The 25,527-nt window shown below is 63.1% G+C and carries 22 protein-coding genes; 3 read left to right on the forward strand and 19 right to left on the reverse strand.

Annotation, left to right across the window (positions count from 1 at the left end; genetic code table 11):
* Positions 1–84: 84 nt before the first annotated feature.
* The 11 genes from V5F23_RS01165 to V5F23_RS01215 form a co-directional block, all read right to left on the reverse strand.
* Positions 85–729, reverse strand: coding sequence for a methionine ABC transporter permease (locus V5F23_RS01165; RefSeq protein ID WP_042731430.1), 645 nt, complete (start codon positions 727–729; stop codon positions 85–87).
* Positions 719–1,843 carry an ATP-binding cassette domain-containing protein gene (locus tag V5F23_RS01170; RefSeq protein WP_338497313.1) on the reverse strand — a complete coding sequence of 375 codons (1,125 nt, stop codon included), beginning with the start codon at positions 1,841–1,843 and terminating at the stop codon, positions 719–721. The genes V5F23_RS01165 and V5F23_RS01170 overlap by 11 nt, the downstream gene beginning before the upstream one ends.
* 2 nt (positions 1,844–1,845) lie before the next feature.
* Positions 1,846–2,655 (reverse strand): MetQ/NlpA family ABC transporter substrate-binding protein, encoded by an 810-nt coding sequence (locus V5F23_RS01175; RefSeq protein WP_338497315.1) that lies wholly within the window; start codon positions 2,653–2,655, stop codon positions 1,846–1,848.
* A 175-nt stretch (positions 2,656–2,830) separates the two neighbouring features.
* Positions 2,831–4,189 (reverse strand): LLM class flavin-dependent oxidoreductase, encoded by a 1,359-nt coding sequence (locus V5F23_RS01180; protein WP_338474112.1) that lies wholly within the window; start codon positions 4,187–4,189, stop codon positions 2,831–2,833.
* Complete coding sequence (locus V5F23_RS01185) at positions 4,189–5,382, reverse strand: SfnB family sulfur acquisition oxidoreductase (protein ID WP_047736218.1); 1,194 nt, start codon at positions 5,380–5,382, stop codon at positions 4,189–4,191. Before V5F23_RS01185 ends, V5F23_RS01180 begins: the two co-directional genes overlap by 1 nt.
* 24 nt (positions 5,383–5,406) lie before the next feature.
* Complete coding sequence (locus V5F23_RS01190; protein WP_123578511.1) at positions 5,407–6,648, reverse strand: SfnB family sulfur acquisition oxidoreductase; 1,242 nt, start codon at positions 6,646–6,648, stop codon at positions 5,407–5,409.
* A 331-nt stretch (positions 6,649–6,979) separates the two neighbouring features.
* Positions 6,980–7,750: a hypothetical protein gene (locus tag V5F23_RS01195; RefSeq protein WP_042731574.1), complete on the reverse strand. Its 771-nt coding sequence runs from the start codon at positions 7,748–7,750 to the stop codon at positions 6,980–6,982.
* Positions 7,751–8,242: 492 nt separating this feature from the next.
* Positions 8,243–9,004 (reverse strand): L-cystine ABC transporter ATP-binding protein TcyN, encoded by a 762-nt coding sequence (gene tcyN / locus V5F23_RS01200; protein ID WP_042731573.1) that lies wholly within the window; start codon positions 9,002–9,004, stop codon positions 8,243–8,245.
* Positions 9,005–9,007: 3 nt separating this feature from the next.
* On the reverse strand, positions 9,008–9,673 hold the full coding sequence (gene tcyL, locus V5F23_RS01205) for a cystine ABC transporter permease (protein WP_042731572.1): 666 nt from the start codon (positions 9,671–9,673) through the stop codon (positions 9,008–9,010).
* Positions 9,673–10,473, reverse strand: a complete 801-nt coding sequence (gene tcyJ / locus V5F23_RS01210; protein ID WP_003196665.1) for a cystine ABC transporter substrate-binding protein — start codon at positions 10,471–10,473, stop codon at positions 9,673–9,675. The genes tcyL and tcyJ overlap by 1 nt, the downstream gene beginning before the upstream one ends.
* 243 nt (positions 10,474–10,716) lie before the next feature.
* Positions 10,717–11,709 (reverse strand): D-cysteine desulfhydrase, encoded by a 993-nt coding sequence (locus V5F23_RS01215; protein WP_042731571.1) that lies wholly within the window; start codon positions 11,707–11,709, stop codon positions 10,717–10,719.
* A gap of 350 nt (positions 11,710–12,059) precedes the next feature.
* On the opposite strand from V5F23_RS01215, the gene betT reads away from it, so the two are divergent.
* Positions 12,060–14,021, forward strand: coding sequence for a choline transporter BetT (betT, locus tag V5F23_RS01220; protein ID WP_185057646.1), 1,962 nt, complete (start codon positions 12,060–12,062; stop codon positions 14,019–14,021).
* 141 nt (positions 14,022–14,162) lie between these two features.
* Here betT and V5F23_RS01225 read toward each other — a convergent pair whose 3' ends face one another.
* On the reverse strand, positions 14,163–14,903 hold the full coding sequence (locus tag V5F23_RS01225; protein WP_338497323.1) for an SDR family oxidoreductase: 741 nt from the start codon (positions 14,901–14,903) through the stop codon (positions 14,163–14,165).
* A 123-nt stretch (positions 14,904–15,026) separates the two neighbouring features.
* Here V5F23_RS01225 and V5F23_RS01230 point away from each other — a divergent pair, with 123 nt between their 5' ends.
* Positions 15,027–15,917, forward strand: a complete 891-nt coding sequence (locus V5F23_RS01230; RefSeq protein ID WP_042731568.1) for a LysR family transcriptional regulator — start codon at positions 15,027–15,029, stop codon at positions 15,915–15,917.
* A 116-nt stretch (positions 15,918–16,033) separates the two neighbouring features.
* Entirely contained in the window at positions 16,034–17,071 is a 1,038-nt protein-coding gene (gene mgrA / locus V5F23_RS01235) for an L-glyceraldehyde 3-phosphate reductase (protein WP_042732959.1), read from the forward strand.
* Between the two features lie 59 nt (positions 17,072–17,130).
* On the opposite strand, the gene tauD is transcribed toward mgrA, so the two are convergent.
* The 7 genes from tauD to V5F23_RS01270 form a co-directional block, all read right to left on the reverse strand.
* Positions 17,131–17,973, reverse strand: a complete 843-nt coding sequence (tauD, locus tag V5F23_RS01240) for a taurine dioxygenase (RefSeq protein WP_042732960.1) — start codon at positions 17,971–17,973, stop codon at positions 17,131–17,133.
* 49 nt (positions 17,974–18,022) lie between these two features.
* Entirely contained in the window at positions 18,023–18,862 is an 840-nt protein-coding gene (gene tauC / locus V5F23_RS01245; RefSeq protein WP_047736214.1) for a taurine ABC transporter permease TauC, read from the reverse strand.
* Positions 18,859–19,653, reverse strand: a complete 795-nt coding sequence (gene tauB, locus V5F23_RS01250; RefSeq protein ID WP_042732974.1) for a taurine ABC transporter ATP-binding subunit — start codon at positions 19,651–19,653, stop codon at positions 18,859–18,861. Before tauB ends, tauC begins: the two co-directional genes overlap by 4 nt.
* A gap of 21 nt (positions 19,654–19,674) precedes the next feature.
* Entirely contained in the window at positions 19,675–20,652 is a 978-nt protein-coding gene (gene tauA / locus V5F23_RS01255; protein ID WP_123578513.1) for a taurine ABC transporter substrate-binding protein, read from the reverse strand.
* Positions 20,653–20,957: 305 nt separating this feature from the next.
* Positions 20,958–22,541, reverse strand: coding sequence for a glutamate--cysteine ligase (gene gshA / locus V5F23_RS01260; RefSeq protein ID WP_123578514.1), 1,584 nt, complete (start codon positions 22,539–22,541; stop codon positions 20,958–20,960).
* Positions 22,542–22,813: 272 nt separating this feature from the next.
* Positions 22,814–23,197 carry a PaaI family thioesterase gene (locus V5F23_RS01265; RefSeq protein WP_047736211.1) on the reverse strand — a complete coding sequence of 128 codons (384 nt, stop codon included), beginning with the start codon at positions 23,195–23,197 and terminating at the stop codon, positions 22,814–22,816.
* The gene (locus V5F23_RS01270) at positions 23,197–25,521 is read right to left on the reverse strand and encodes a Tex family protein (protein ID WP_042729418.1); all 2,325 of its coding nucleotides are present in this window, start codon (positions 25,519–25,521) and stop codon (positions 23,197–23,199) included. The genes V5F23_RS01265 and V5F23_RS01270 overlap by 1 nt, the downstream gene beginning before the upstream one ends.
* Positions 25,522–25,527 lie beyond the last annotated feature (6 nt).

Raw genomic sequence — 25,527 nt, forward strand, 5'->3', positions numbered from 1 at the left:
GCGCACATCCCCAGCCTGGCCGTTCACTTAAGGACGACACGTGATAAACCTCAAGTGAACAGCACTGCCACAAGGGCCGGCCTGTCAGCGTTTGTTCAGCCCCCGCGCCAGGCGGTCCCCGCCGAGCTGAATCACCGCCACCAGCGCCACCAGCAGAACGATCACCGTGAGCATGATCTGGCTGTCGAAACGCTGGTAGCCGTAACGGTAGGCGATGTCGCCCAGGCCACCGGCACCGATGGCCCCGGCCATCGCCGAGGAGTTGATCATGGTCACCAGGGTGATGGTGAAACCGCCGACGATGCCCGGCAGCGCTTCGGGCAGCAGCACGTGCCAGACAATGTGCCAGCGCCGGCAACCCATGGCCTGGGCCGCCTCGATCAACCCATGGTCGACCTCCCGCAGGCTGACCTCGGCGATGCGGGCGAAGAACGGCGTGGCGGCGATGGTCAACGGCACCACCGCCGCCCAGACGCCGTACGTGGTGCCGACGATCAGCCGGGTGAACGGGATCAGCGCCACCATCAGGATCAGGAACGGGATCGAGCGGAACAGGTTCACGAACGCGCCCAGGGCCTTGTTCAAGGCGGGCGCCTCAAAGATGCCACCCTTACCGCTGGTCACCAGGATTACCGCCAGCGGTATGCCCGCCAGCAATGCGATCAACGACGACACCCCCACCATCAGGAAGGTGTCGATAAAGCCCTGCAACAACCGATCAAACCACATAGCCCAGCACCTCCACCCGTTGTGCCCAATCGCCTGCCCGTTGCCGCAGTTCCTCGGCGCCCCACGACGAGCCGCTTACCGCCAACAATAATTGCCCCAGCCCGTGGCCCTGGATCCGTTCGATGCCGCCATGGAGCAGCCGCACCCGTCCGCCGAGGGCGCTGAACAAGGCGGCGAGGTCGGGTTCGTCCTGCCCCGTGCCGGTGAACTGCAAGCGCAACACAGTGGCGGCCTCGGCTGAGGCCGGTTGCGCCTGCAAACGGCTTTTCAGTTCGTCGGGCAACGCGTGCTGCAACGGCGCGAGCAGGGTTCGGCTCACCGCGTGTTGCGGGTTGCCGAACACTTCCCAGACCGGTCCCTGCTCGACGATCCGTCCTTGTTCGAGTACCACCACCCGGTCGCAGACTTCGCGAATCACTGCCATTTCGTGGGTGATCAGGACGATGGTCAGGCCCAGGCGCTGGTTGATCTCGCGTAGCAGCCCGAGGATCGACTGGGTCGTCTCCGGGTCCAGGGCCGAGGTGGCTTCGTCGCACAGCAGTATCTGGGGATCATGGACCAGGGCCCGGGCGATCCCGACGCGTTGCTTTTGCCCGCCCGAGAGCTGCGCCGGATAAGCCTGGTGCTTGCCTTGCAGGCCGACCAGCTCAAGCAGCTCACGAACCTTTTGCTCGCGCTGCGCCTTGGGCACGCCGGCCACTTTCAGCGGCAGTTCGACGTTCTGCCACACAGTCTTGGCCGACATCAGATTGAAGTGCTGGAAGATCATGCCGATCCGTCGGCGCAGCTGCACCAACTGGTCTTCATCGAATTGGCCGATGTCCACCTGGTCGATCAGCACTCGCCCGCAGGTGGGCTGCTCAAGGCGATTGATGGTGCGGATCAGCGACGACTTGCCCGCGCCACTGCGGCCGATGATGCCGAACACCTCGCCGCGCTGGATCGCCAGGTCGATGCCTTGCAGGGCGGCCACCGGGCCTTGGGCGCCAGTGTAGGTCTTGCCCAGGCCGATGAAGCGCACGTGTGCGCGGTTCAGGTCCGGGTGCAGTTCGGTCGGGTCGGCGCCCTGGGGCGCGGCGGCTTCCTGTCGGAGCCTGGCGTTGACGGCGTTCATGATCAACCTTCCCAACCGGCCTGGTAGAGCTTGCCGTGGGCCTTGTCGAGGGCGGCACGGACGACGGGCGAATGCTGGTAGATGTCGACGAACTTGATCAGCCGTGGGTCATGCTGGCTCTTGGGCTGGATCACGAACTGAATCACGTATTCCTTGTGGTCCAGGCCGTCGAACAGCAGGGCCGAGCCGGCGTCGAAGGTCTTGGCCAGGCGGATGTAGGCGGGGTAGCCCTGCACCAGGTCGGCGTCATCGTAGGCGCGCACCAGTTGCACGGCCTCGACCTGGAGGATCTTCAGTTTTTTCGGGTTGGCCACGATGTCGTCTTCGGTGGCCTGGTAGCCCACCCCTGGCTTGAGGCTGATCAGCCCGGCCTTGGCCAGCAGTTGCAGGCCGCGACCGCTGTTGATCGGGTCGTTGGCGATGGCGACGCTCGCCCCTTCGGGCAACTCATCGAAGCTTTTGTACTTTTTCGAGTAGAGGCCGACGTTGTTGATAATTCCCGGTGCAAACGGCACCAGGTCAAACCCGGCGGCGGCCTTGGCGTTTTCCAGGAACGGGATGTGCTGGAAGTAGTTCACGTCGATGTCACCGGAGGCCAGGCTGACATTCGGTGCGATCCAGTCGCTGAACTCCACCAGCTCGACTTTCAGGCCTTGCTTGCCAGCCTCTTCGACGGCGGCTTCCAGGGGTATGGCGAAGGCGGCCGTGGTGCCGATCTTCAAGGGAGCATCGGCGGCGAACAGGGCCGAGCTGAACAGGCCGAGGGTCAGGGCCAGGGCTTTGACTGGCGAGGAAAGGGAGTATTTGGTCATAAAGTTCTTCCAGTCATTCATGGTCGGGTGCGTGTTTTTGTGGCGAGGGGATTTATCCCCGCTGGGCTGCGTAGCAGCCCCAAAGCAGTCAACTCCATCAGCCCGGGTGTACCGCGGCGTCAGATTCAAGGACCGCTGCGCGGCCCAACGGGGATAAATCCCCTCGCCACAGGGGTCAGTGTCGGTAGGTCGAACCAGTGTGTTGTTCGGGTAAATGAGCCGCTGCGCGAAACAGCTTTTCGCGCAGGGTGCCCTGGTCGTATTCGGTCTTGTACACACCGCGCTTCTGCAGTTCGGGGATCACCAGGTCGATGAAGTCCGCGTAGCTCTGGGGTGTCACGATGCGGGTCAGGTTGAAGCCATCGAGGCCGGTTTCGGCGATCCACGACTCCAACTCGTCGGCCACCTGCTCGGGCGAGCCGACCACGGTGATGTAGCGCCCGCCCAAAGCGTGCTGTTCGAGCAATTTGCGGCGCGTCCAGTCGTTGTTCTGCAGGGTCTTGGTCGCAGACTGGATGGCGTTGCTTTTCACGTACTGGATCGGCTCGTCCAAGTCGTACTCGGAAAAATCGATCCCTGTGGACGCGGAAAAGTGCGCCACCCCGGCCTCGGCGCTGGCGTAGCTCAGGTACTCGGCATGCTTGGCCCAGGCGGCGGCTTCGGTTTCGCCGACGATCACGTTCAGGCCCATGAACACCTTGATGTCGCCTGGGTTGCGTCCGGCCTCGACAGCGCTGGCGCGGACCTTGTCCACCTGGCGCTTGGTCGCCGGTTTGTTCTGGCCGCTGATGAACACGCATTCGGCATGCCGCCCGGCAAACTGTAGGCCACGCTCCGAACTGCCGGCCTGGAACAGCACCGGTGTGCGCTGGGGCGACGGTTCGCAGAGGTGATAACCCTCGACCTGGTAGAACTCGCCGTGGTGCCGGACCTTGTGCACCTTCTCCGGTTGCGCGTAGATCCGCTGCTCGCGGTCGTTGAGCACTGCATCGTCTTCCCAACTGCCCTCCCACAGTTTGTAGAGCACTTGCAGGTATTCGTCGGCCTGGTCGTAGCGCCGGTCATGTTCGACCTGCGCGCTCAAGCCCATGGCCTTGGCGGCGCTGTCCAGGTAGCCGGTGACGATGTTCCAACCCACCCGGCCGCGACTCAGGTGGTCGAGGGTGCTCATGCGCCGGGCGAACAGGTACGGTGGTTCGTAGGTCAGGTTCGCGGTGAGGCCGAAGCCCAGGTGCCGGGTGACGGCGGCCATCGCCGAGACCAGCAGCAGCGGGTCGTTGACCGGCAACTGGATCGACTCTTTCAGCGTGACGTCCACCGACTGCTGGTAGACGTCATAGACGCCGACGATATCGGCGATGAACAACCCGTCGAAGAGCCCGCGCTCAAGCAACCGCGCCAGGTCGGTCCAGTATTCCAGGGTGTTGTACTGGGTCGAGGTGTCTTGGGGATGGGTCCACAGGCCATGGTTGATGTGCCCGATGCAGTTCATGTTGAACGCATTGAGCAGGATCTTTTTCTTGCCGGCCGCCATCAGATCGTCCCCCGCAATGGCGGCTTCTCGTCGTTGAGATAGAAGTTGCCCACCGCGTGGTACTTCCAGCGCACCGGGTCGTGCAGGGTATGCACGCGGGCATTGCGCCAGTGACGATCGAGGCCGTGTTCGGCGAGTGTCGCCTGGCTGCCGGCCAGTTCGAACAGGGTGCTGCCGGTGGCCAGGGAAATATCGGTGCTGATGGCGCGCGCTTCGGCCACGGCGATCGAGGCAGCGGCGACGGTGTCGGCGTCAGGGGCGGCCTGGGCCTGGTCGAGAAACTCGCCGGCCCGCTCCAGCAGGGCTTCGGCGGCGTGCAGGCGCACGCTCAATTGGCCGAAGCGCTTGAGGGTGAGCGGGTCTTCGGTGGCGACGTCGCTGGTGGCGTCGATCCAGGGCCGGGTCTTGCTGCGGACGAACTGCAGGGCGTCTTCATAGGCCGCGCGAGCAATGCCGGTGTCGATGGCGGCGTGGAGAATCTGCGCCAGCGGCCCCACCGGGGTCGGGCGCTCGAAGGCGCTCTGGAACGGTACGATGTCTTCGGCGCCGACGTAAACGTCTTCGAACACCACCGAGCCGCTGCCGGTGGTGCGCTGGCCGAAGCCGCTCCAGTCGTCGATCACCGTCAGACCCTTGCTGTCGCGAGGCACGAACGCCAGTTGCTGCACACCGTTTTCATCCACCACCGAGGTGGGAATGCGCTGGGCGTAGAGAGCCCCGGTGGCGTAGAACTTGCGGCCGTTGATGCGATACCCCGCGCCGTCACGGCGCAGTTGGGTGGTGCGGTCGTGGGCGGTCTTGGTGCCCAACTCGGCCAGCGCGTTGCCAAAGCGCTGGCCGGCCAGCACCTCGGCGTACAACCGTTGTTTCTGCGCCTCGCTGCCGTTTACCCGCAGCACTTCCAAGGCGTAGTAATGGTTTTGCGGAATCTGTCCGAGAGAGCCGTCGGCCTGGGCGATCAGCGCAATGACCTTGGCCAGGGTGACATTGGAAACCCCGGCGCCGCCGTAGGCCTTCGGTACGCTGATGCCCCACAGGCCGGAACGGGAGAAGGCGTCCAGCTCCGGGTGCGGCAGGCGGCGCTCACGGTCGCGCAGGGCGCTGTCGCGCTTGAAGTCATCGGCCAGGTCGCTGGCCACGATCAGGGCTTGTTCATCGCTGGTGATCACCGCGACGTGTTGGGAAAGCGTCATGTGCTGCTCCAGAAAATCGGCGGGTCAGATCCAGGAATGCCGGGCCGGCAGGGTGCCGTTCAACCGGTAGGCGCCGATGGCGTGGTACTTCCAGCGCACCGGATCGTGCAGGGTATGGACGCGTGCGTTGCGCCAGTGGCGGTCGAGGTTGAACTCGGCCAGGGTGGCGCGGCTGCCGGCCAGTTCGAAGAGTTTTTCGCTGGCTTGCAGGGCGATCTCGGTGGTCAAGGCCTTGGCCTCGGCCACGACGATCGAGGCGTGGGCGGCCGATTGCGCGGTGATGGGGGCGGCCGTGACCTGGTCCAGTACCCGTCCGGCCTTGCGCAGCAGTGCTTCGGCCGCGTGCAATTCGATCTTCAGTTTGCCGATGTCGGCGATCACGTAGAGGTCGTCGCTGGCGCGCTCGACCTTGGCATCGATCCAGGGCCGAGCCCGCTCGCGAACGAAGGCGATGGCATCGTCGATGGCGCCCCGGGCGATTCCCGCATCGATCGCGGCCTGGATCAGCTGCGAAATCGCGCCCTGGACGTTCGGCACGTCGTTGATGCGCCAGTTGTCCAGGACGAGTTCGGCATCGACCCGCACATTGTTCAGCAGTACCGTGCCGCTGGCGGTCGTACGCTGGCCAAAGCCCGACCAGTCGTCGACGATGCGCAGGCCCGGTGTGCCGCGCCGTACGAACGCCAGCACCTGCCGGCCCTGGTCATTCAGCGCCTTGACCGCCACCCAATGGGCAAACAGCGCGCCGGTCGAATAGAACTTCTGGCCATTGATGACGTAGTCGTCGCCGTCGGCGGTGATCCGTGCCTTGAGTTCAAGGGTATTGCGAACGCCACGTTCCGGCCCGGCGTTACCGATGCGCGCGCCTTCGAGCACGCTTTGCAGCAGTATCTGTTTTTGCCGTTCGGTGCCCGTGCCGAGAATCAGCTGGAGCACGCCGAACTGGTTTTGTGGAATCTGCCCCAAGGCCGGGTCCGCAGCGGAGATGATCGCGAACACCTCGGCGAGGGTGACGAAGGATACCTGTGGGCCGCCGTATGCCCGGGGGATGGCGATGCTGCCCAGGCCACTGCGGGTGAACTGTTCGATTTCCGACCATGGCAGCTTGCGCTGCTGATCGCGGCGCGCGGCCTGCTGGCGGGCGACTTGCGCCAGTTCATGAGCGGCTTTGATCGCTTCGGCATCGTTGCGCAGCACTTGGGCGGGCAGCAACAGCGGGGCGATGTCCAGGTCGCTGTGGACGTTTGCCTGGGCCAGATCCGACATTACAGCCACTCCGTGGCTGCAGGCAGTGCCTTGGCGCACTGCGCTGGGGTGTTTGTGTTCCGTACCATACCCACCTCACCTGTGAAGAAAAAATCAGGAAATGTCCGGTGGTCCGGTGTATATACCCTAAACGCGTATAAATAATTTTCAAACTAACTTTTGGGAATATAAATAGAGAGATTTTTCCAGCGGGCTGTTGTGGCGAGGGGATTCATCCCCGATGGGGCACGGAGCGGCCCTGAAGTTTTGGGGCCGCTTCGCCCGAGACATCGGACCGTCCCAGCGGGAGCAAGCTCCCTCGCCACGGATAGATCCATTACCCGCGTATTTCTCAACGTATTTCGCGGCTGGGCTCGGCAGCCATGAGCGCCTCTCTCGGCGGGGTTTTCAGGTAGGGATTGGCGCAACCGATCTTCAGTGTCCGTGGTGGCGCCCATTGGGAGTTGTTGCCCACTCGGTCGAGGATGCAGTAGCTCACTTCCAGGCGCAGGTCCTCGCCGGCTTCCAGGATGAGCTGCGGCGGCACCCAGACATTGATCGGCTGGCCGACCTCGTTCGGCTTGATCCGCGGCAGGTCCATGCGTACGTCGCCCCAGCGCAGGGTGATCGCGTCGTCGGGGGCCATGTTCAGGTAGGGTTCGATTGTCAACGGCACGCCGCGTTTGATCTGGCTAGGGTTGACGCCCTTGCGGCGGATGGTCTCGGGGATACGCACCGGCGCCAGGCCCTGGTTTTCATCGCCGCTCAGGGCTGACGGCTGGCCGCCGGGGCAGTCGAGCTTCACCTGTATCCGGCGCGTGGCCGACAGCGCCGGCCCGCGCCCGACCTGCATCACCCGGTAGTGCAGGCACGCGGTGCCGTTGACGATGAAACTCTCCGGCACTCGCAGCGTGACGCTGCTTTGCACGTCCTCCGGCGACAGCAGGCGCGAGCCGACGTAGCAGTTGTCCCAGAACAGTTCGATCAGGTCGCCGGCGTCCATGCCGGGGTAGGGGGCTATGGCGACCTCCAGGCGGGCGGCGCTGGTGATATTGATGCCGGCGGGGTGGGCATTGGCCAGGGTCGGTGCGGCCAGCCCGGGAAGATTCGACGTACAGGTCATGGTGTTCTCCTTGATGCTTAAAACGAAGTCCGTTTCGGGAAGATCAAAGGCGCTTGTGTTCGCGACATACTTTTATGGGCGCTGTCATTGAAGTTAATGACGGTTAATCGCCGTGCAGAATTAAAAAAGTGTGCCTCGCCTGTGAGACAGGGCACTAGATAAGGGTTCATCAGTTTCAGTGTCAATAGAGGCACTTGCCTAATAAAACATTCAGTCAGGCTTCAGAATGTTCCTACGAACTGAAGTTAGGAATGCTCCACGGAAAATGCACTTTTCCTCGGTTTGTCGTGTTATGAGGCCTGAATGTCGGGGGCTGCGGGTTTCAATGATTGGCAACGGACCGAAAGGGAATATGTCACTGGGATGGGGCTGAGCGTCGCGGTGAATCCGCGTGAAAGTTGCAAGTTGTATCGGGTTAATACATTCAGAGACGGTGTGTAATTGTGCGGTTGTCACACTTCCTTCCCTGGAAGTGTGGAGAGGATGATTAACTTAGTGGCTGTCGTGTCCGGCGGAAAGGAACTTGCTGAGGAACTGCCGAGTGCGTTCTTCCCGGGGCGCTGCAAACAAGGCCTTGGCTTCGCCTTGCTCGACGATGACGCCCTTGTCGAAAAACACCACGCGGTTCGCCACGTCGCGGGCAAAACCCATTTCGTGGGTCACGATGACCATGGTGCGTTTTTCTTCGGCCAGGCCGCGAATGGTCGCCAGTACCTCACCCACCAGTTCCGGATCGAGGGCCGAGGTCGGCTCGTCGAACAGGATGACCGCAGGCTCCATCGCCAGCGCCCGGGCAATCGCCACGCGCTGCTGCTGGCCGCCAGACAGGCGCCGTGGGTAGGCGTCTTCCTTGCCGGCCAGGCCGACCTTGGCCAAAAGCTTGCGCCCCAGGGCCTCGGCGTCGGCCCGGGGTGTTTTCTTCACCACGATCGGACCTTCGGTGACGTTTTCCAGGGCGGTACGATGAGGGAAGAGGTTGAAGTTCTGGAACACGAAACCCACCTGCTGGCGCAAACGGCGCACCAGGCCTTGCTGCTGGTTCAGCGGGCGGCTGCCATCGATTTCGATGTCGCCGACCTTGATCCGGCCGCTGCTGGGCTCCTCGAGGAAGTTCAGGCAACGCAGGAAGGTGGTCTTGCCCGAGCCGCTGGGGCCGATGATCGCCACCACTTCGCCTTCTTCGATCTTCAGGTCGATGCCGTTGAGCACCACCTGACCCTTGAACTGCTTCGTCAGTTTTTCCACGACAATCATGGGTCAGGACTCCTGGTCATGCCGATTGACCCGGGCTTCCAGGACGTTCTGCAAGTGCGCGAGCACGCTCGCCAGAATCCAGTAGATCAGCGCGGCGGCAAGGTACATGGTGAAGATTTCGAAGGTTCGCGCGGTAATCAACTGCGCCTGGCGGAACAGCTCCGGCACCTGGATGGTCGCCGCCAGCGCGGTGTCCTTGACCAGGGAAATGAAGCTGTTGCCCAGCGGCGGCAGGGCCGTGCGCGCGGCTTGCGGCAGGATGGCCCGGCGCAGGGTCTGCGCGCGGGTCATGCCGATACTTGCCGCGGCTTCCCACTGGCCGCGCTCGATGGAGCTGATGGCGGCCCGCAGGATTTCACACGCATAGGCCGCCATGTTCAGCGAGAAGCCGATCAGGGCCGCCGGCAGTGGGTCCAGCTCGACGCCCAGTTGCGGCAATCCGTAATAGATTACGAACAACTGCACCAGCAACGGCGTGCCGCGAAAGAACGACACGTAGATGCGGGCGATCCAGCTCACCAGTTTGACGTGCGACAGGCGCATGAGCGCCAGGCCGAAGCCCAGCAGCAAACCGAAGAACATGCCACCCAGGCTGAGGAAGATCGTGTAGTACGCGCCCTTGAGCAGGAAGGGCGCGGAATCCAGTGCGAGTTGAAGAGCTGCTTCCATTATTGGGTAACGTCAGCGCTGAAGTATTTCTCCGAGAGCTTCTTCAGCGTACCGTCGGCGCGCAGTTTTTCGATGGCCTTGTTCACGGCCGCCAACAGCTCAGGCTCGCCTTTGCGCAGGGCAATGCCGGACTCCTGGCGCGAAAAGGCCTCGCTGGTGACGGTGGTGTCCTTGGCTTTCTTGGCGTATTCCAGCGCGGCCAGGCGGTCGATCAGGATGGTGTCGATACGGCCGACACGCAGGTCCTGGAACTTGGTGGGATCGTCATCGTAGGTCTTGACCTGGGCGCCCGGCACTTCTGCCTTGACCCACTGCTCGTAGTTGGTGCCCAGGCCCACGCCGACTTTCTTGCCGTCCAGGTCCGCGGCCTTCTTGATGTTCAACTCGTCGGCTTTCTTGGTCAGTACCAGTGCCTGGATCCCGGAAACGGTGTACGGCTCGGAGAAGTCGTATTTTTTCTTGCGCTCCTCGGAGATGGTCACCTGGTTGACCACGGCGTCCAGACGCTTGGATTCCAGCGCCGCGAGGATACCGGCCCATGGGGTGGTCTGCAGCTTGACCTTCACACCCAGCTCCTTGGCCAGGGCTTCGGAGAACTCCACTTCGAAGCCGGTCAGCTTGCCGCTGTCATCGACGAAGCTGAACGGTGGGTAGGTGCCTTCCAGGCCAATCTTGATTTCACCGGCATCCTTGATTTTCTGCAGTTGCTCACCGGCAACCGCTTGCCCCAACAGGCCGGCGCTCAATGCCAGGCCCAGCGAACCTACCAACAGGTTGCGACGTAGTGCGGAAAAATTCATGACAAGCCCCTGTGTTTTCTTATGAAGACATCAATCTGGATGGGAAAGGCGTAGACGCGATCCGAAAAGATTGCCACATCCTGCCCTAAAAGCAGCCCGGACGTCTCGCGGCAAATACGCCTGCGGCGGGACTATAGGGCGACCCTGTTAGATTGGAAAATAATATTAAATTAAACACATATATCTATTTGGAATGAGCTCTTGTGGGAGCAAGCTTGCTCCCACAAGGGATCTTCAGTAACCCTAAAATGCCCCGTCATAGGCAAACAACGCCGGGGCGCCGCCGGTGTGCAGGAACAGGATCGGACCTTCGTCGAAGCGGTCGCGACCGATGCCGTCGAGCAGGCCGGCCATGGCCTTGCCCGTGTAGACCGGATCGAGCAGCAGGCCTTCGAGGCTCGCCAGCAACTTGACCGCCGCCAGTGTCCCGGCGTTGGGCTCGCCGTAGCGGGGGGCAAAGTACTCGTCCCACAGGTTCACCTTGAAGGCCTGCGCAAGCGCCACGCCCAGCAGTTCGGCGGTGCGCTCGGCCAGGCCCTGGACTTTCGGGAACTGGTCTTCTTCGCTGCGCGAAACCGTTACGCCGATGACCGGCAGGCGGGGCAGTGCCTCGCTCAACGCCAGCGCCAGGCCGCTGTGGGTGCCGGCACTGCCCGAGGCCAGTACGACGGCGGCGAAATCGAGCCCGGTGTCGTTGATCTGCCCGGCCAGCTCCAGGCCTGCCCGGACATAGCCCAGCGCGCCCAAGGCGTTCGAACCGCCAATCGGCACCAGGTAAGGTTTTTTCCCGTTGCTGCGCAGGCGAGCGGCGAGGGCCTGCAGTTGCTCATCAGCGTTGTCCAGGTTGGCGACCAGCTCGACCTTGGCGTCGAACAATTCCAGCAACAGCCGGTTGCCGTTGCCCAGGTAATTGCTGTCCTCGGTGCCGATCGGGTTTTCCAGCAACGCCACGCAACCCAGGCCCAGTTTCGCGGCCAGGGCGGCGGTCTGGCGCACGTGGTTGGATTGGATCGCGCCGGCGGTGATCAGGGTGTCGGCGCCTTGGGCGATGGCATCGGCCGCCAGGTATTCGAGCTTGCGCAGTTTGTTGCCACCCAGTGCCAGGGGTGTCAGGTCGTCGCGCTTGATATAGACGTCGCGACCGAGCCAAGCGGAGAGACGCTCGAGTTTTTCCAGCGGTGTGGGGTGGCCGAGTAGTTCAAGGCGGTTAAAGCGGGCCAACTGTTGTTTGATCATTGCGCCGTACTGATTGCAGGAGATGCCTGGACTATAGGCATACCGATATTCAGGGGCAATCGCCAATCTGCCCGGTGTGTTGTTCGGGAGCGCTGAACGAATGTAGGTCAATCAGCGTCATACCCTCCCGTAGGCTAGTGTAGGAAACGTGCCGTCGGGCCGTGCGATTAGTTCTTAGCACCCTATTCATGTTTAACTTGAACGTTCATTCAAGTTAAACCGTCGGTTTGCTGCCCGCTCACAACAGGAGGCTTTCCTTTGCCGAGTCCGTTTTCGACCTTCGCTTTTTCGCCCTGCGGGACGCTCCGCCCATGAGCGCCTCGTCCCCTCCTTCCAGCGGCCTGGTCCGCGTGAATCCGCCGGTCTTTTACTTCGCCGCGACCGTCATCCTGCTGTTCGGCCTGGTGGTAATTACCCTGCCCGAGCAGGCCGGCGCCTGGTTGCTGGCGGCGCAGAACTGGGCGGCCAATACGGTCGGCTGGTACTACATGCTGGCGATGACCCTGTACCTGATCTTCGTGGTGGTGACGGCCTTGTCCGGCTACGGCAAGATCAAGCTCGGTGCCGATCACGACGAGCCCGAGTTCAGCTACCTGTCCTGGGCCGGCATGCTGTTCGCCGCCGGGATCAGCATCACACTGTTTTTCTTCTGCGTCTCCGAGCCGCTGACCCATCTGGTACAGCCGCCCCAAGGGGAAGCGGGCACCGCGGATGCGGCGCGCCAGGCCATGCAGATCCTCTTCCTGCACTGGGGCCTGCACGGCTGGGGCGTGTTCGCCTTCGTCGGCATGGCCCTGGCGTACTTCGCCTACCGACACAACTTGCCGCTGGCCCTGCGCTCAGCGCTGTACCCGCTGATCGGTAAACGCATCAACGGCCCCATCGGCTACGCCGTGGACGGCTTCGGCATCATCGCCACGGTGTTCGGCCTCGGCGCGGACATGGGCTTCGGTGTACTGCACCTCAACTCCGGTCTGGATTACCTGTTCGGCATTGCCCACACCCAGTGGATCCAGGTCGGCCTGATCGTGTTGATGATGGGCGCGGCGATCCTCGTGGCGGTGGCCGGCGTCGACAAGGGCGTGCGGGTCATGTCCGACATCAACATGCTGCTGGCCTGTGCCTTGCTGCTGTTCGTCCTGTTCGCCGGCCCGACCCAGCACCTGCTCAATACCCTCATCCAGAACCTGGGGGACTACCTCGGCGCCTTGCCGATGAAGAGTTTCGACCTCTATGCCTACAACAAACCCAGCGACTGGCTGGGCGGCTGGACGGTGTTCTATTGGGCCTGGTGGATCGCCTGGTCGCCGTTCGTGGGGTTGTTCATTGCGCGGATTTCCCGCGGCCGCACCATTCGCGAATTCGTGTTTGGCGTGCTGCTGATTCCCCTGGGATTCACCCTGGCGTGGATGTCGATTTTCGGCAACAGCGCCATCGACCAGGTGTTGAACCACGGCATGAGTGCCCTGGGCATGTCCGCCCTGGAAAACCCGTCGATGAGCCTTTACCTGCTGCTGCAAACCTACCCCTGGAGCAAGACGGTGATCGCCGTCACCGTGTTCATCAGCTTCGTGTTCTTCGTCACGTCCGCCGACTCCGGCACCGTGGTGCTGTCGACCTTGTCGGCCAAGGGCGGGAGCCCCGACGAAGACGGGCCGAAATGGCTGCGGGTGTTCTGGGGCGCGATGACGGCGCTGGTGACCAGTGCGTTGCTGTTTTCCGGCAGCATCGATGCCCTGAAGTCGGCGGTGGTGCTCACGTCCTTGCCGTTCTCGATGATCCTGCTGTTGATGATGTGGGGGCTGCATAAGGCGTTCTATCTGGAGTCCCAGAAGCAGATCGCGCAGTTGTATTCCCTGGCGCCGGTGTCGGGTGCACGCCGGGGCAAGGGGGGGTGGCGCCAGCGCTTGAGCCAGGCGGTGCACTTCCCGTCCCGGGACGAGGTGTACCGCTTCCTCGACAGCACGGTGCGTCCGGCCGTCGAGGAAGTGAAGGCGGTGTTCGCCGAAAAAGGCCTGGCGGTCGTGACACAGCCAGACCCGGCCAACGACAGTGTCAGCCTGGAAATCGGCCATGGCGAGCAGCATCCGTTCATCTACCAGGTGCAGATGCGTGGCTACTTCACGCCGTCTTTCGCCCGCGGTGGCATGGGGTCCAAGGAGCTCAACAACCGTCGCTACTACCGCGCCGAGGTGCACTTGAGTGAGGGCAGTCAGGATTACGATCTGGTGGGCTACACCAAGGAGCAGGTGATCAACGACATCCTCGACCAGTACGAGCGGCACATGCAGTTTTTGCATTTGGTGCGTTGATCGTCTTCGTGGGGGTGTATCGTGGGATTGCTGTTTTTTGTGGGAGCGGGCTTGCCCGCGAAGGCGGCCTGACAGCCAACCTGACTCTCGCGGTAGCCCCCAATCCAGCGGGTGATCGCGCCTGCCCGCGAAGGCGGTGGCTCAGACCAGTCCGCCGTTGGCCCGCAGGATCTGCCCATTCACCCAAGCGGCAGCCGGGCTTACCAGGAAGGCGATGATGTGGGCGATGTCCTCCGGCTGGCCGAGGCGTTCCAGGGGCGGCATCTTGGCGAAGTTCTGGATCTGTTCTTCGCTCTTGCCGTGCAGGAACAGTTCGGTCGCGACCGGCCCGGGGGCCACGGCATTGACTGTGATCTGGCGGCCGCGCAGTTCTTTGGCAAACACCTGGGTCAAGGATTCCACCGCAGCCTTGCTGGCGATGTACACCGAGTAGCCGGGCAGGTTCAGGCCCACGGTGCTGCTGGAGAAGTTCACGATCCGCCCACCGTCGTTCAGGCGCGTCGCGGCTTCGCGCAGGGTGTTGAAGGTGCCACGGGTGTTGATGGCGAAGGTCTGCTCGAACAGCTCGTCGCTGTGCTCCACGAGGGGCATTACCTTGAGAATGCCGGCGTTGTTGATCAACACATCGACCTTGCCCAACTGCGCTTCGGCTTCATCGAACATCCGACGCACATCGCTGGCCGAAGACACGTCGGCCTTGATCGCTATGGCTCGGTGACCGGCCTGGCGCAATTGCACCACCAGCTTCGAGGCTTCGGTGTCGCTGCTGGCGAAATTGATCGCCACGGCAAAGCCTTCGCGCGCCAACTGCTTGGCGATTTCGGCGCCGATGCCACGCGAGGCACCGGTGACAATGGCAACTTTGGAGGTTTGGGTCGTCATGGTGAGGTCCTTTGAAGTGGAGGTGCGTTAGGGTGACGCCAGACTCACATGTTTACTCCGGGCGATAAATATTCGAGAGTTGCCTTGGCTGTTCAATAATCACCAACAATCAGGGCATGTGGAATGGACCAGGTCAAGGCAATGAAAGTGTTCGTGCGCATCTACGAACGCAGCAGCTTCACCCTGGCGGCCGAAGACTTGAACCTGCCGCGTGCAACGTTGACCCACACCCTCAATCAATTCGAAGCCTGGCTCGGCGTGCGCTTACTGGAGCGCAGCACCCGCAAGGTGCGGCCGACCCTCGACGGCGAAGCCTACTACCCGCGTTGCGTGCACTTGCTGGCGGAACTCGAAGAGGCCGAGCTGGCGTTTCGCAGCGTAGCGCCCAAGGGACGCCTGCGCGTCGACATGCACGGCACCCTGGCCCGACACTTCGTGATCCCGGCATTGCCGCAGTTCATGGCGCGCTACCCGGACATCGAACTGTCCATCAGCGAGGCCGACCGCTACGTCGACCTGATCGCCGAGGGCGTCGATTGCGTGGTGCGCGCCGGCACGCTGGGGGACTCTTCGTTGATCGGCCGACGCGTCGCCAACCTGCGGCAGATCACCTGTGCCAGCCCCGCCTACCTGCGCCAGTACGGTGAACCGAAGACCCTCGCCGACCTGCATCACCACCGGGCGGTGAACTACGTCTCGCGGACCACGGCCAAGCTGTACCCCTTTGAGTTCATGGTCGATGGCGAGCTCGAGGAAGTCGCCATCGAAGGCGCGCTCTCGGTATTTGGCGCCGAAATCTACGCCGCCTCGGCCATCGCCGGCCTTGGCCTGATCCAATGCCCACAGTACCGGATGCAGACGCAGATCCAGCAAGGCCTGATCCAGGAAGTCCTGCCCGCCACCCCACCACCGCCCATGCCGGTCTCGGTGCTCTACCCGCACAACCGCCACCTGTCGCCACGGGTTCGGGTGTTTGTGGATTGGTTGGCGCAGGTGTTCGAGGGCGCGCGTTGAAAGGACGGATGGATGAATGGGCGGATAAGATGTGCGCGAACTTTCCACCTGAACGGCGCGTCTGTGAAGTGTCAGCTTCGCCATCCGCACCCGCCGTTCGCACAAGAGAGCTTTCCATGACCTACACCGCTGCCGAAAACCGCTACGAGTCCATTCCCTACCGCCGCGTCGGTCGCAGCGGGTTGGTGCTGCCGGCGCTGTCGCTGGGGTTGTGGCACAACTTTGGCGACAGTACGCCGATCGACACCCAGCGCTCGCTGCTGCGCACGGCGTTCGACCTGGGCATCAACCACTTCGACCTGGCGAACAACTATGGCCCTCCTTACGGCAGTGCCGAGATCAACTTTGGCCGGTTGTTACGTGAAGACTTCAAGCACTATCGCGACGAGTTGATCATCTCCAGCAAGGCCGGCTGGGACATGTGGCCCGGCCCGTATGGCCAGGGCGGTGGGTCGCGCAAATATGTGCTGGCCAGCCTGGACCAGAGCCTGCAACGCCTGGGGCTGGACTACGTCGACATCTTTTATTCCCACCGTTTCGACGCCGATACGCCCCTGGAAGAGACCGCCAGCGCATTGGCCACCGCGGTGACGCAGGGCAAGGCGTTGTACGTCGGCATTTCTTCGTATTCCGGAGTGAAGACCCGGGAAATGGCGGCGTTGCTCAAGGAGTGGAAGGTGCCGTTGCTGATCCACCAACCGGCCTACAACCTGCTTAACCGCTGGGTGGAAAAAGACCTGCTGGACGCCACCGAGGCACTGGGGACGGGCGTGATCGCGTTTACGCCGCTGGCCCAGGGCCTGTTGACCGACAAGTACCTCAAGGGCATCCCGGCCGATGCGCGGGTCAACCGTCCCGGCGGCGGTTCGTTGCAGGCTTCGCACTTGTCGCCGCAGAACATCGCCCACGTGCGCGCCCTCAATGAGATCGCCCAGCAGCGGGGTCAGAGCCTGGCCCAGATGGCCTTGGCCTGGACCCTGCGTGATCCGCGGGTCACCTCCGCCCTGATCGGCGCCAGCCGTCCCGAGCAGATCATCGAGAACGTCGGAGCGTTGAAGAACCTGGCGTTCAGTGCCGAGGAACTGGCACAAATCGACCAGTTTGCCCTGGAGGGCGGGATCAATCTCTGGGAGAAACCGTCGACGGCGGAGTAACGCCTAGCGGTTACGCAATACCCGTGGCTAGGGCGCTGGCGCCCTAGTCACGGGTGACCTTACTTGAAGAACGGTACGTCCCCCAGCACCGTTGCCCGGTGCATCACCCGCCGCGCAGGGCGGTAGTCGTCTACGGCGAAATGCTGGGTCACGCGGTTGTCCCAGAACGCCACGTCATTGGCCTGCCAGCGCCAGCGCACGGTGAACTCGGGGCGGGTCGCGTGGGCGAACAGCAATTTCAGGATCACCTCGCTTTCGGTTTCCGACAGCTCGTTGATGCGGGTGGTGAAACCTTCATTGACGAACAGCGAGCGCCGCCCGCTCACCGGATGGGTGCGGATCACCGGATGAGACAGCGGCGGGTTTTTCCGGCGTGCCTGTTCCCAGCGCGCCAGGTCTTCGGCGGTGTTGCCGAAGCGCTCCAAGGGGAAGGAACGCGTGAAATCGTGGGTTGCGGTCAGGCCTTCCAGTAGGCGTTTGATGGGCGTCGACAAGGCCTCGTAAGCCGCGATGCCGCTGGCCCACAATGTGTCACCACCGAACGCCGGCAAGGACTTGGCGCTGAGCACCGCGCCCAGGGCCGGCGTTGGCAGGAAGGTCACGTCGGTGTGCCACACGGCGTTGTCGCGAACATCGGTGACGGCCGTGTCGAGCACCAGCACCTCGGGTTGCTCCGGCACGTTGGGGTAGATCGGATGAATATGCAGGTCGCCAAAATACGCGGCGAAACGCGCCTGTTGTTGCGGCTCGATCGGCTGGTCGCGGAAAAACAGCACCTGATGCTCCAGCAGGGCCTGCTCGATGAGCTCGCGGTGTTCCGGGGTCAATGGCTGGCTGATATCGATCCCGTCAATCTGCGCGCCGAGGGCGATGCTCAAGGGAGTAATGGTCGGACGGCTCATCGGTAGATTCTCGAATTCGGGCGCCGAAGGGTCGGCGTGGTCGTTGGTTTCAGCGGGCCTGGCCGTGCCATGGCACCAGTTTGCGTTGCAGGGCGCGCAGGCTCAGCTCCATGGCGAAGGCGATCAGGGCGATGACCAGGATCCCCAGCACCACGACGTCGGTCACCAGAAACTGGGCCGCCGACTGCACCATGAACCCCAGGCCGCTGGTGGCGGCGATCAGTTCGGCAGCCACCAGCGTCGACCAACCCACGCCCAGGCCGATACGTATACCGGTGAGGATGTCCGGCAGGGCACTGGGCACGATGACATGACGAATCAACTGGGCCCGCGTGGCCCCCAGCGACTGTGCGGCCCGCAGTTTGGCCGGGTCGACGGTGCGCACGCCGGTGGCCGTGGCGATGGCAATCGGGGCGAAGATGGCCAGGTAGATCAGCAGCACTTTCGACAACTCGCCGATGCCACACCAGATCACGATCAGCGGCAGATAGGCCAACGGCGGGATCGGCCGGTAGAACTCGATCAACGGGTCCAGCACGCCACGGGCAACGCGGTTGGCACCGATGGCAATGCCCACCGGCACGGCCGTCAACACCGCGAACAACAGGCCCAGGCCGATTCGTCCGAGGCTGGCGCCCAGGTGCTGCCAAAGGGTCGCGTCCATGTAGCCACTGGTTGCCAGCAGCCAGCCTTTTTGCAGCACTGCGGACGGCGAGGGCAGGAACAACGGCTCGATCAGGCCGCTGGCGGTAATGGCCCACCAGGCGGCGAGCAACACGACCAGGGTCAAGCCGCTGATCCATCGGATACTCAGGTTGAACTTAGGGGCGATCGCCGGGCGCCTGGCTTCAGGCGTGCGGATCGCCGCTGGCACTTCATAACTGCTCATGGGCGCTCCTGTGTTCGAGTGGCGCTGCGCTGAGAGAACACCCTGGCAAGCACATGCTCGCGGGTTTCGATAAAACGTGGATCGGACTTGATCGACCGTGCCGACTCCCCGGCCCCGTAGCGCCGGCCGAAGTCCAGGCTGAGGCGTTCGACGACCTGGCCGGGGTCGGGCGCCAACAGAATCAGGTCGGTGGCGAGGAACACCGCCTCCTCGATATCGTGGGTGATCAGGAACACGGGCTTGGCGGTGCGTTGCCAGACTTGCAGCAGCAGCTCCTGCATCTGTTCGCGGGTGAAGGCGTCCAGCGCACCGAAGGGTTCGTCCATCAGCAGTACGCGTGGATCGGCCGCCAGTGCCCGGGCCAGGCCGACACGCTGCTTCTGGCCACCGGAGAGCTGCCAGACGCGGCGTTTCTCGAAACCGGCCAGGTCCACCAGGGCCAGCATTTCCCGGGCACGGGCTTCGCGCTTGTCCTTGGGGACGCCCGCCAGTTCCAGGCCGAAGCCGACGTTCGCCAGCACATCCTGCCAGGGCAGCAGGGCGTCGTCCTGGAACACCACGCCGCGCTCGGCCCCCGGCCCCAGGACCGGCACGCCGTCCAGGGTGATCTGCCCGGCACTGGGCTCGACGAACCCGGCGATCAGGTTAAGCAGCGAGGTCTTGCCGCTGCCGGACGGACCGAGGGCAACCAGCAATTGCCGTGGCCCCAGGGTCAGTGAAATATCCGCCAGCACGGGCGCCGGCGCGCCGGGGTACTGTGTGCTGATGCGCTCCAGCTGTAGCAAGGCCATCGCGGGGTCTCCCAAGGTTCTTCAGCGAGTGATGTACTGGGCGCTGACGTAAGGCGCGTAGTCCGGCAGCACGGCGTCGACCTTGCCTTGCTCCTTGAGGAACGCGGCGGTGTCGGTGATGGCCCGGGTGGTCGGCGCGCCGAGGCTCACGACCTGGTCGGCGGCCAGGGGAAAGACGTTGCCTTGCAGCAACAGCGGGATATCGCTGGCCTTGGCGCCGGAAAGTTTCACCAGCTTGTCGATGTTGGAGGCGTCGGCGATCCAGGCTTGTGGGTCCTTGCGGTACTGGGCGTAGGCATCCAGGGTGACCTTGGCGAAGGCCGTGACGATTTCAGGGTGCTTCTGGGCGAAATCCTTGCGCACGATCCAGGCGTCGAAGGTCGGCGCGCCGAACTGGGCGAGCTCCGCGGAGGTGATCAGCACCTTGCCGTTTTCCTTGGCCACGCCCAGGGCCGGGTCCCAGACGTAGGTGGCGTCGATGTCGCCGCGTTTCCAGGCGGCGATAATGGCTGGCGGCGCCAGGTTGAGTACGGTGACTTTCGACGGGTCGATGTTCCAGTGCTTCAACGCGGCCAACAGGCTGTAATGGCCGGTGGAAACGAACGGCACGGCGATTTTCTTGCCGATCAGGTCTTGTGGGGTCTTGATGCCGGAGCCGTCGCGGGCCACCAGCGCCTCGGCGGCACCGATCTGCGTGGCGATGAGGAACGTTTCCACCGGCACCTTGCGGGTGATGGCGGCGGTCAGCGGGCTGGAGCCGAGGTAACCGATCTGCACGTCGCCCGAGGCGATGGCGGTGATGACATCGGCGCCGTTGTCGAATTTGCGCCAGGCGATACTGGCCTGGGTGGCTTTTTCATAAGCGCCGTCGGCCTGGGCCACCTTGGCCGGATCGACGGTGGTCTGGTAGGCGACGGTCAGGTCGGCCGCCTGGGCAAACAGGCTGGTCGCGGCCAGCGTGGCGGCCGCGAGAAGGCGAAGGGAAACACGCAAAGTCATGGGAAAGCTCCTCAACAGGCCGCCGGATGTGTGGCGTGGGAGGAGACTAAATGATCTAAGAATTCAAAAATAAATAACTTTTTCGCATGAGCTTATCAGCGAAATTTTTTGCTCACTGGGTAGCTGGTGGCACCTGCGCCTTGTGGCGAGGGGATTTATCCCCGTTGGGTTGCGAAGCGACCCTAACAGATGACTGGCTGCGAAATCAGCTGAACAGGCACAGGGCTGCTTCGCAGCCCAACGGGGATAAATCCCCTCGCCACAACATCATTCCCAAATTAAGGGTGGGAATGATCAGGAAGTGATCAGTTGCTGATCGCCAGAATACTCGCCTGATAGGCGCCCACGAACACGTCGAAATCCCCCACTTCGTTCTGCTCCAGATCGGCTTGCTGGACCAGGGACTCGCGCGCGGCCGTTTCGAAGGCGACCTGTTCCTGGGCAGGCAAAGGCTCGGCACGGAAGTATTGAGCGTGAGCCTTGCTTTGGCGCAGGGAGAACTCGGCGAAGCTTTCCTGATGTTCGGCCATGGCGGCCAGCACCCGGGCTGAAGGGGTCAAGGATGGATCACGGACTTTCGCCCGTTGCGCGTCCAGTGCCTGGCGATGCGCGTCGCCTCCCTGGCTCTGGTCAAGCAGCGCGGCCAGTGGAGCGATTTTTTCCAGCAGCTCCATGGCCCAGGCCTGCATGTCCACCGATTGGCCCCGGCGCTGCAACTGCAGGCCTGGCTTGCGGCCTTCCTTGACCACGGTCAGGAAGTTGCTCGTGGCGTTGCCGCATTCGTTGTTTTCCAGTTGCGGGCTGTCATTGAGGCCGCAATACAGCAGGAATGCATCGAGGAACCGCGCTTCGGTGAGGTCGATGCCCATCGGCAGGAAGGGGTTGATGTCCAGGCAGCGCACTTCGATGTACTGGATACCCCGCGCCATCAATGCCTGGATCGGGCGCTCGCCGGTGTAGGTCACGCGTTTGGGGCGGATGTTGGAGTAGTACTCGTTTTCGATCTGCAGGATGTTGGTGTTGAGTTGCACCCATTCGCCGTTCTGATGGGTGCCGACTTCGACGTAGGGCGCGTAGGGGGTCGCCACCGCTTTGCGCAGGCTGTCGGTATAGCTTGCCAGGTCGTTGTAACACGGCGTGAGGCCGGCCTGGGCGTTGCTCTGGTAACCCAGATCACTCATGCGCAGGCTGGTGGCGTAGGGCAGGTACAGGGTGTTCGGGTCCAGTTGTTCCAACTGATGCGGGCGGCCGCGCAGGAAGCCTGCGTCCAGGGCCGGCGAGGCGCCGAACAGGTACATCAGCAACCAACTGTAGCGGCGGAAGTTACGGATCAGCGCGATGTAGGCCGAGGACTGGAAGTCGCGGTCGCTCACGTCGGCGGCTTCGGTCTGCCGCAGCAGCGGCCAGAGTTTTTCCGGCAGGGAAAAGTTGTAGTGAATCCCGGCAATGCATTGCATGGTTTTGCCGTAGCGCAGGGCCAGGCCCTTGCGGTAGACGTACTTGAGCCGACCGATATTCGAGGTGCCGTAGTAGGCGATCGGGATGTCCTCTTCCGCCGGCAACGGGCACGGCATCGAGGGGCTCCACAGGTACTCGTCGCCGAGCTTGCTGTAGGCGAACCGGTGGATCTTGTCGAGGCTGGCCAGGGTGTCGGCCGGGTTGGCCAATGCCGGGGTGATGAACTCCAGCAGCGACTCGGAATAGTCGGTGGTGATCTGTTCGTTGGTCAGCGCCGACCCCAACGCCTCGGGATGCGGGGTTTGGGCCAGGTGCCCGTTCTCCGTGACGCGCAGGCATTCACGCTCGATGCCATGCAGGCACTGTTCGAGCAGGGAGAGGTTGGCGCGCTCGCCGAGCAGGGCCAGGCGGCGGTTTAAAAGGTCGCTCAAGTTGAATTCCTTCACGCGTCAGTCGCCCCAATATGGGGGTGGGCAAGACGGTCTACAAGGGTGAAGTTAAAACTGGCGTTTTCGCCTGGTTTTTATGCTGTCATGGACTGATCACCGCAATGTCCTGTGGGAGCGAGCTTGCTCGCGATAGGGCAGTGTCAGTCAACACTCAGGTGACTGATCCGTCGCTATCGCGAGCAAGCTCGCTCCCACAAGGGGATTTCGTCGCCGCATTTGCAGCGCCGAAATTAACCCAAATCGATGACAGGGAGCTATAGCACAGCGAAGGTGCCTTGCGCTTTTGCGACCAACTTGTCGCCCTGGGTAACCTCGGCTTCGACCACCAGGGTGCGTCGCCCTGGATGGATGACCCGGGCGGTGCACATCACTTCGCCGTCGGAGACGGCGCGAATGTAGTTGATCTTGCACTCGATGGTCGCGCTCTGCTGGTCAAAGCCGTGAACACTGGAACAGGCCAGGCCCATGGCAATGTCCACCAGGCTGAACAGCGCGCCGCCGTGCAGTTTGCCGCCGCGATTGCGCAACGGCGGCTCAAGGTTCAGGGCGACCTGCGACACGCCGTCCCCGAGGCTGTGCAGACGGCAGCCGAGCAGTTTGAAAAACCCGCTTTCCACCAACCCGGCCGGCACGTCCATCAGCGTTTCTTCAATTGCTTGGCGTTGGCGAACAGCGAGGCCATGGCGTTGTTCGCCGGGGCGGCCGTGGCGGTTTCCTTGCGCGGTGCGGTGTTCTGCGACTGGCGCGGCGCCGAGCCCGGACGCGCGCCACGGGCCCCATCGATTTTCTCGCCCGGGGTGTCGCTCATGCGCATCGACAGGCCGACGCGTTTGCGCGGGATGTCGACTTCCATGACTTTCACTTTCACCACGTCACCGGCTTTCACGGCCTCGCGCGGGTCCTTGATGAACTTCTCGGACAGGGCCGAGATGTGCACCAGGCCGTCCTGGTGCACGCCGATGTCGACGAAGGCGCCGAAGTTGGTGACGTTGGTCACCACGCCTTCGAGGATCATGCCCGGTTGCAGGTCCTTGAGGTCTTCGACGCCTTCCTGGAACTCGGCGGTCTTGAATTCAGGACGTGGGTCGCGGCCGGGTTTCTCCAGTTCCTGAAGGATGTCGGTCACGGTGGGCAGGCCGAAGGTCTCGTCGGTGAACTTCTTTGGATCCAGGCGCTTGAGGAACGCGGCGTCGCCGATCAGCGAGCGGATGTCGCGATCGGTCTGCGCGGCGATCCGCTGCACCAGTGGATAGGCCTCGGGGTGAACCGCGGACGAGTCCAGCGGATTGTCACCGTTCATGACGCGCAGGAAGCCGGCGGCCTGTTCGAAGGTTTTTTCACCCAGGCGTGGGACTTTCTTCAATGCCGCGCGGGTCTTGAAGGCGCCGTGCTCGTCGCGGTGGGTAACGATGTTCTGCGCCAGGGTCGCGTTGAGCCCCGAGATACGTGCCAACAGCGCCACCGACGCGGTGTTCACGTCCACGCCCACGGCGTTCACGCAGTCTTCCACCACGGCGTCCAGGCCGCGGGCCAGTTTCAGCTGGGACACGTCGTGCTGGTACTGGCCGACACCGATGGATTTCGGATCGATCTTCACCAGTTCCGCCAGCGGGTCCTGCAGGCGCCGGGCAATGGACACCGCGCCACGGATCGACACGTCCAGGTCGGGGAATTCCTTGGAGGCCAGCTCCGATGCCGAGTAAACCGATGCGCCAGCCTCGGAGACCATGACCTTGGTCATTTTCATCGCCGGGTACTTCTTGATCAGTTCGGCGGCCAGCTTGTCGGTCTCGCGGCTGGCGGTGCCGTTGCCGATGGCGATCAAGTCCACCGAATGCTTGGCACACAGCGCGGCCAGCACGGCCAGGGTCTGGTCCCACTTGTTGTGTGGCACGTGGGGGTAGACGGTGGTGTGGTCCAGCAGCTTGCCGGTGGAGTCCACCACGGCCACCTTGCAACCGGTGCGCAGGCCCGGGTCCAGGCCCAGGGTGGCGCGCGGGCCGGCCGGGGCGGCCAGCAGCAGGTCGTGCAGGTTGTGGGCGAATACGTTGATCGCCTCGGTTTCGGCGTTGTCGCGCAGTTCACCCAGCAGGTCGGTTTCCAGGTGGGTATAGAGCTTGACCTTCCAGGTCCAGCGCACCACTTCGGCCAGCCATTTGTCGGCGGCGCGGTTCTGGTTCTGGATGCCGAATTGCTGGCCGATCATGCCTTCGCACGGGTGCATGGTGCCGGGCAACTCATCGCCGACTTTCAGCGCGGAGCTGAGGATACCTTCGTTGCGGCCTCGGAAAATCGCCAGGGCACGGTGCGAAGGCACGCTCTTGAGAGATTCGTCGTGTTCGAAGTAATCGCGGAACTTCGCGCCTTCCTCTTCCTTGCCGGCGATCACACGGGCGCTGAGGATGGCTTCCTGCTTGAGGAAGTTGCGCAGTTTTTCCAGCAGGTTGGCGTCTTCGGCGAAGCGCTCCATGAGGATGTACTTCGCGCCTTCCAGCGCGGCCTTGACGTCGGCCACGCCTTTTTCGGCGTTGACGAAACGCGCCGCTTCGGTTTCCGGCGCCAGGGTCGGGTCGTTGAACAGGCCATCGGCCAGCTCGCCGAGGCCGGCTTCCAGGGCGATCTGGCCCTTGGTGCGGCGCTTCTGCTTGTAGGGCAGGTACAAGTCTTCGAGGCGGGTCTTGGTGTCGGCCAGCTTGATATCGCGTTCGAGCTGCGGGGTCAGCTTGCCTTGTTCCTGGATGCTGGCCAGGATGCTGACGCGCCGCTCGTCGAGTTCGCGCAGGTAGCGCAGGCGCTCTTCCAGATGACGTAACTGGGTGTCATCGAGGCTGCCGGTGACTTCTTTTCGGTAACGGGCGATGAAAGGCACCGTGGAGCCCTCATCGAGTAGCGCGACGGCCGCTTCGACCTGTTGCGGGCGGACGCCGAGTTCCTCGGCGATGCGGCTGTTGATGCTGTCCATAAAACC

The sequence above is a fragment of the Pseudomonas sp. WP18 genome, from assembly GCF_036689585.1.
Taxonomy (GTDB): Bacteria; Pseudomonadota; Gammaproteobacteria; order Pseudomonadales; family Pseudomonadaceae; genus Aquipseudomonas; species Aquipseudomonas chlororaphis_E.

Excerpts from the sequence above, each read along its gene's own strand:
- tcyN (WP_042731573.1), bottom strand. The coding sequence starts at position 9,004 with ATGATTGTCGTGGAAAAACTGACGAAGCAGTTCAAGGGTCAGGTGGTG.
- V5F23_RS01165 (WP_042731430.1), bottom strand. The coding sequence starts at position 729 with ATGTGGTTTGATCGGTTGTTGCAGGGCTTTATCGACACCTTCCTGATG.
- V5F23_RS01185 (WP_047736218.1), bottom strand. The coding sequence starts at position 5,382 with ATGACGCTTTCCCAACACGTCGCGGTGATCACCAGCGATGAACAAGCC.
- V5F23_RS01170 (WP_338497313.1), bottom strand. The coding sequence starts at position 1,843 with ATGAACGCCGTCAACGCCAGGCTCCGACAGGAAGCCGCCGCGCCCCAG.
- V5F23_RS01190 (WP_123578511.1), bottom strand. The coding sequence starts at position 6,648 with ATGTCGGATCTGGCCCAGGCAAACGTCCACAGCGACCTGGACATCGCC.
- V5F23_RS01175 (WP_338497315.1), bottom strand. The coding sequence starts at position 2,655 with ATGACCAAATACTCCCTTTCCTCGCCAGTCAAAGCCCTGGCCCTGACC.
- V5F23_RS01195 (WP_042731574.1), bottom strand. The coding sequence starts at position 7,750 with ATGACCTGTACGTCGAATCTTCCCGGGCTGGCCGCACCGACCCTGGCC.
- tcyJ (WP_003196665.1), bottom strand. The coding sequence starts at position 10,473 with ATGAATTTTTCCGCACTACGTCGCAACCTGTTGGTAGGTTCGCTGGGC.
- tauB (WP_042732974.1), bottom strand. The coding sequence starts at position 19,653 with ATGGCCTTGCTACAGCTGGAGCGCATCAGCACACAGTACCCCGGCGCG.
- V5F23_RS01180 (WP_338474112.1), bottom strand. The coding sequence starts at position 4,189 with ATGGCGGCCGGCAAGAAAAAGATCCTGCTCAATGCGTTCAACATGAAC.
- V5F23_RS01225 (WP_338497323.1), bottom strand. The coding sequence starts at position 14,903 with ATGACGACCCAAACCTCCAAAGTTGCCATTGTCACCGGTGCCTCGCGT.
- V5F23_RS01270 (WP_042729418.1), bottom strand. The coding sequence starts at position 25,521 with ATGGACAGCATCAACAGCCGCATCGCCGAGGAACTCGGCGTCCGCCCG.
- tauC (WP_047736214.1), bottom strand. The coding sequence starts at position 18,862 with ATGAGCAGTTATGAAGTGCCAGCGGCGATCCGCACGCCTGAAGCCAGG.
- V5F23_RS01230 (WP_042731568.1), top strand. The coding sequence starts at position 15,027 with ATGGACCAGGTCAAGGCAATGAAAGTGTTCGTGCGCATCTACGAACGC.
- tauA (WP_123578513.1), bottom strand. The coding sequence starts at position 20,652 with ATGACTTTGCGTGTTTCCCTTCGCCTTCTCGCGGCCGCCACGCTGGCC.
- V5F23_RS01215 (WP_042731571.1), bottom strand. The coding sequence starts at position 11,709 with ATGATCAAACAACAGTTGGCCCGCTTTAACCGCCTTGAACTACTCGGC.
- V5F23_RS01265 (WP_047736211.1), bottom strand. The coding sequence starts at position 23,197 with ATGGACGTGCCGGCCGGGTTGGTGGAAAGCGGGTTTTTCAAACTGCTC.
- tcyL (WP_042731572.1), bottom strand. The coding sequence starts at position 9,673 with ATGGAAGCAGCTCTTCAACTCGCACTGGATTCCGCGCCCTTCCTGCTC.
- mgrA (WP_042732959.1), top strand. The coding sequence starts at position 16,034 with ATGACCTACACCGCTGCCGAAAACCGCTACGAGTCCATTCCCTACCGC.
- tauD (WP_042732960.1), bottom strand. The coding sequence starts at position 17,973 with ATGAGCCGTCCGACCATTACTCCCTTGAGCATCGCCCTCGGCGCGCAG.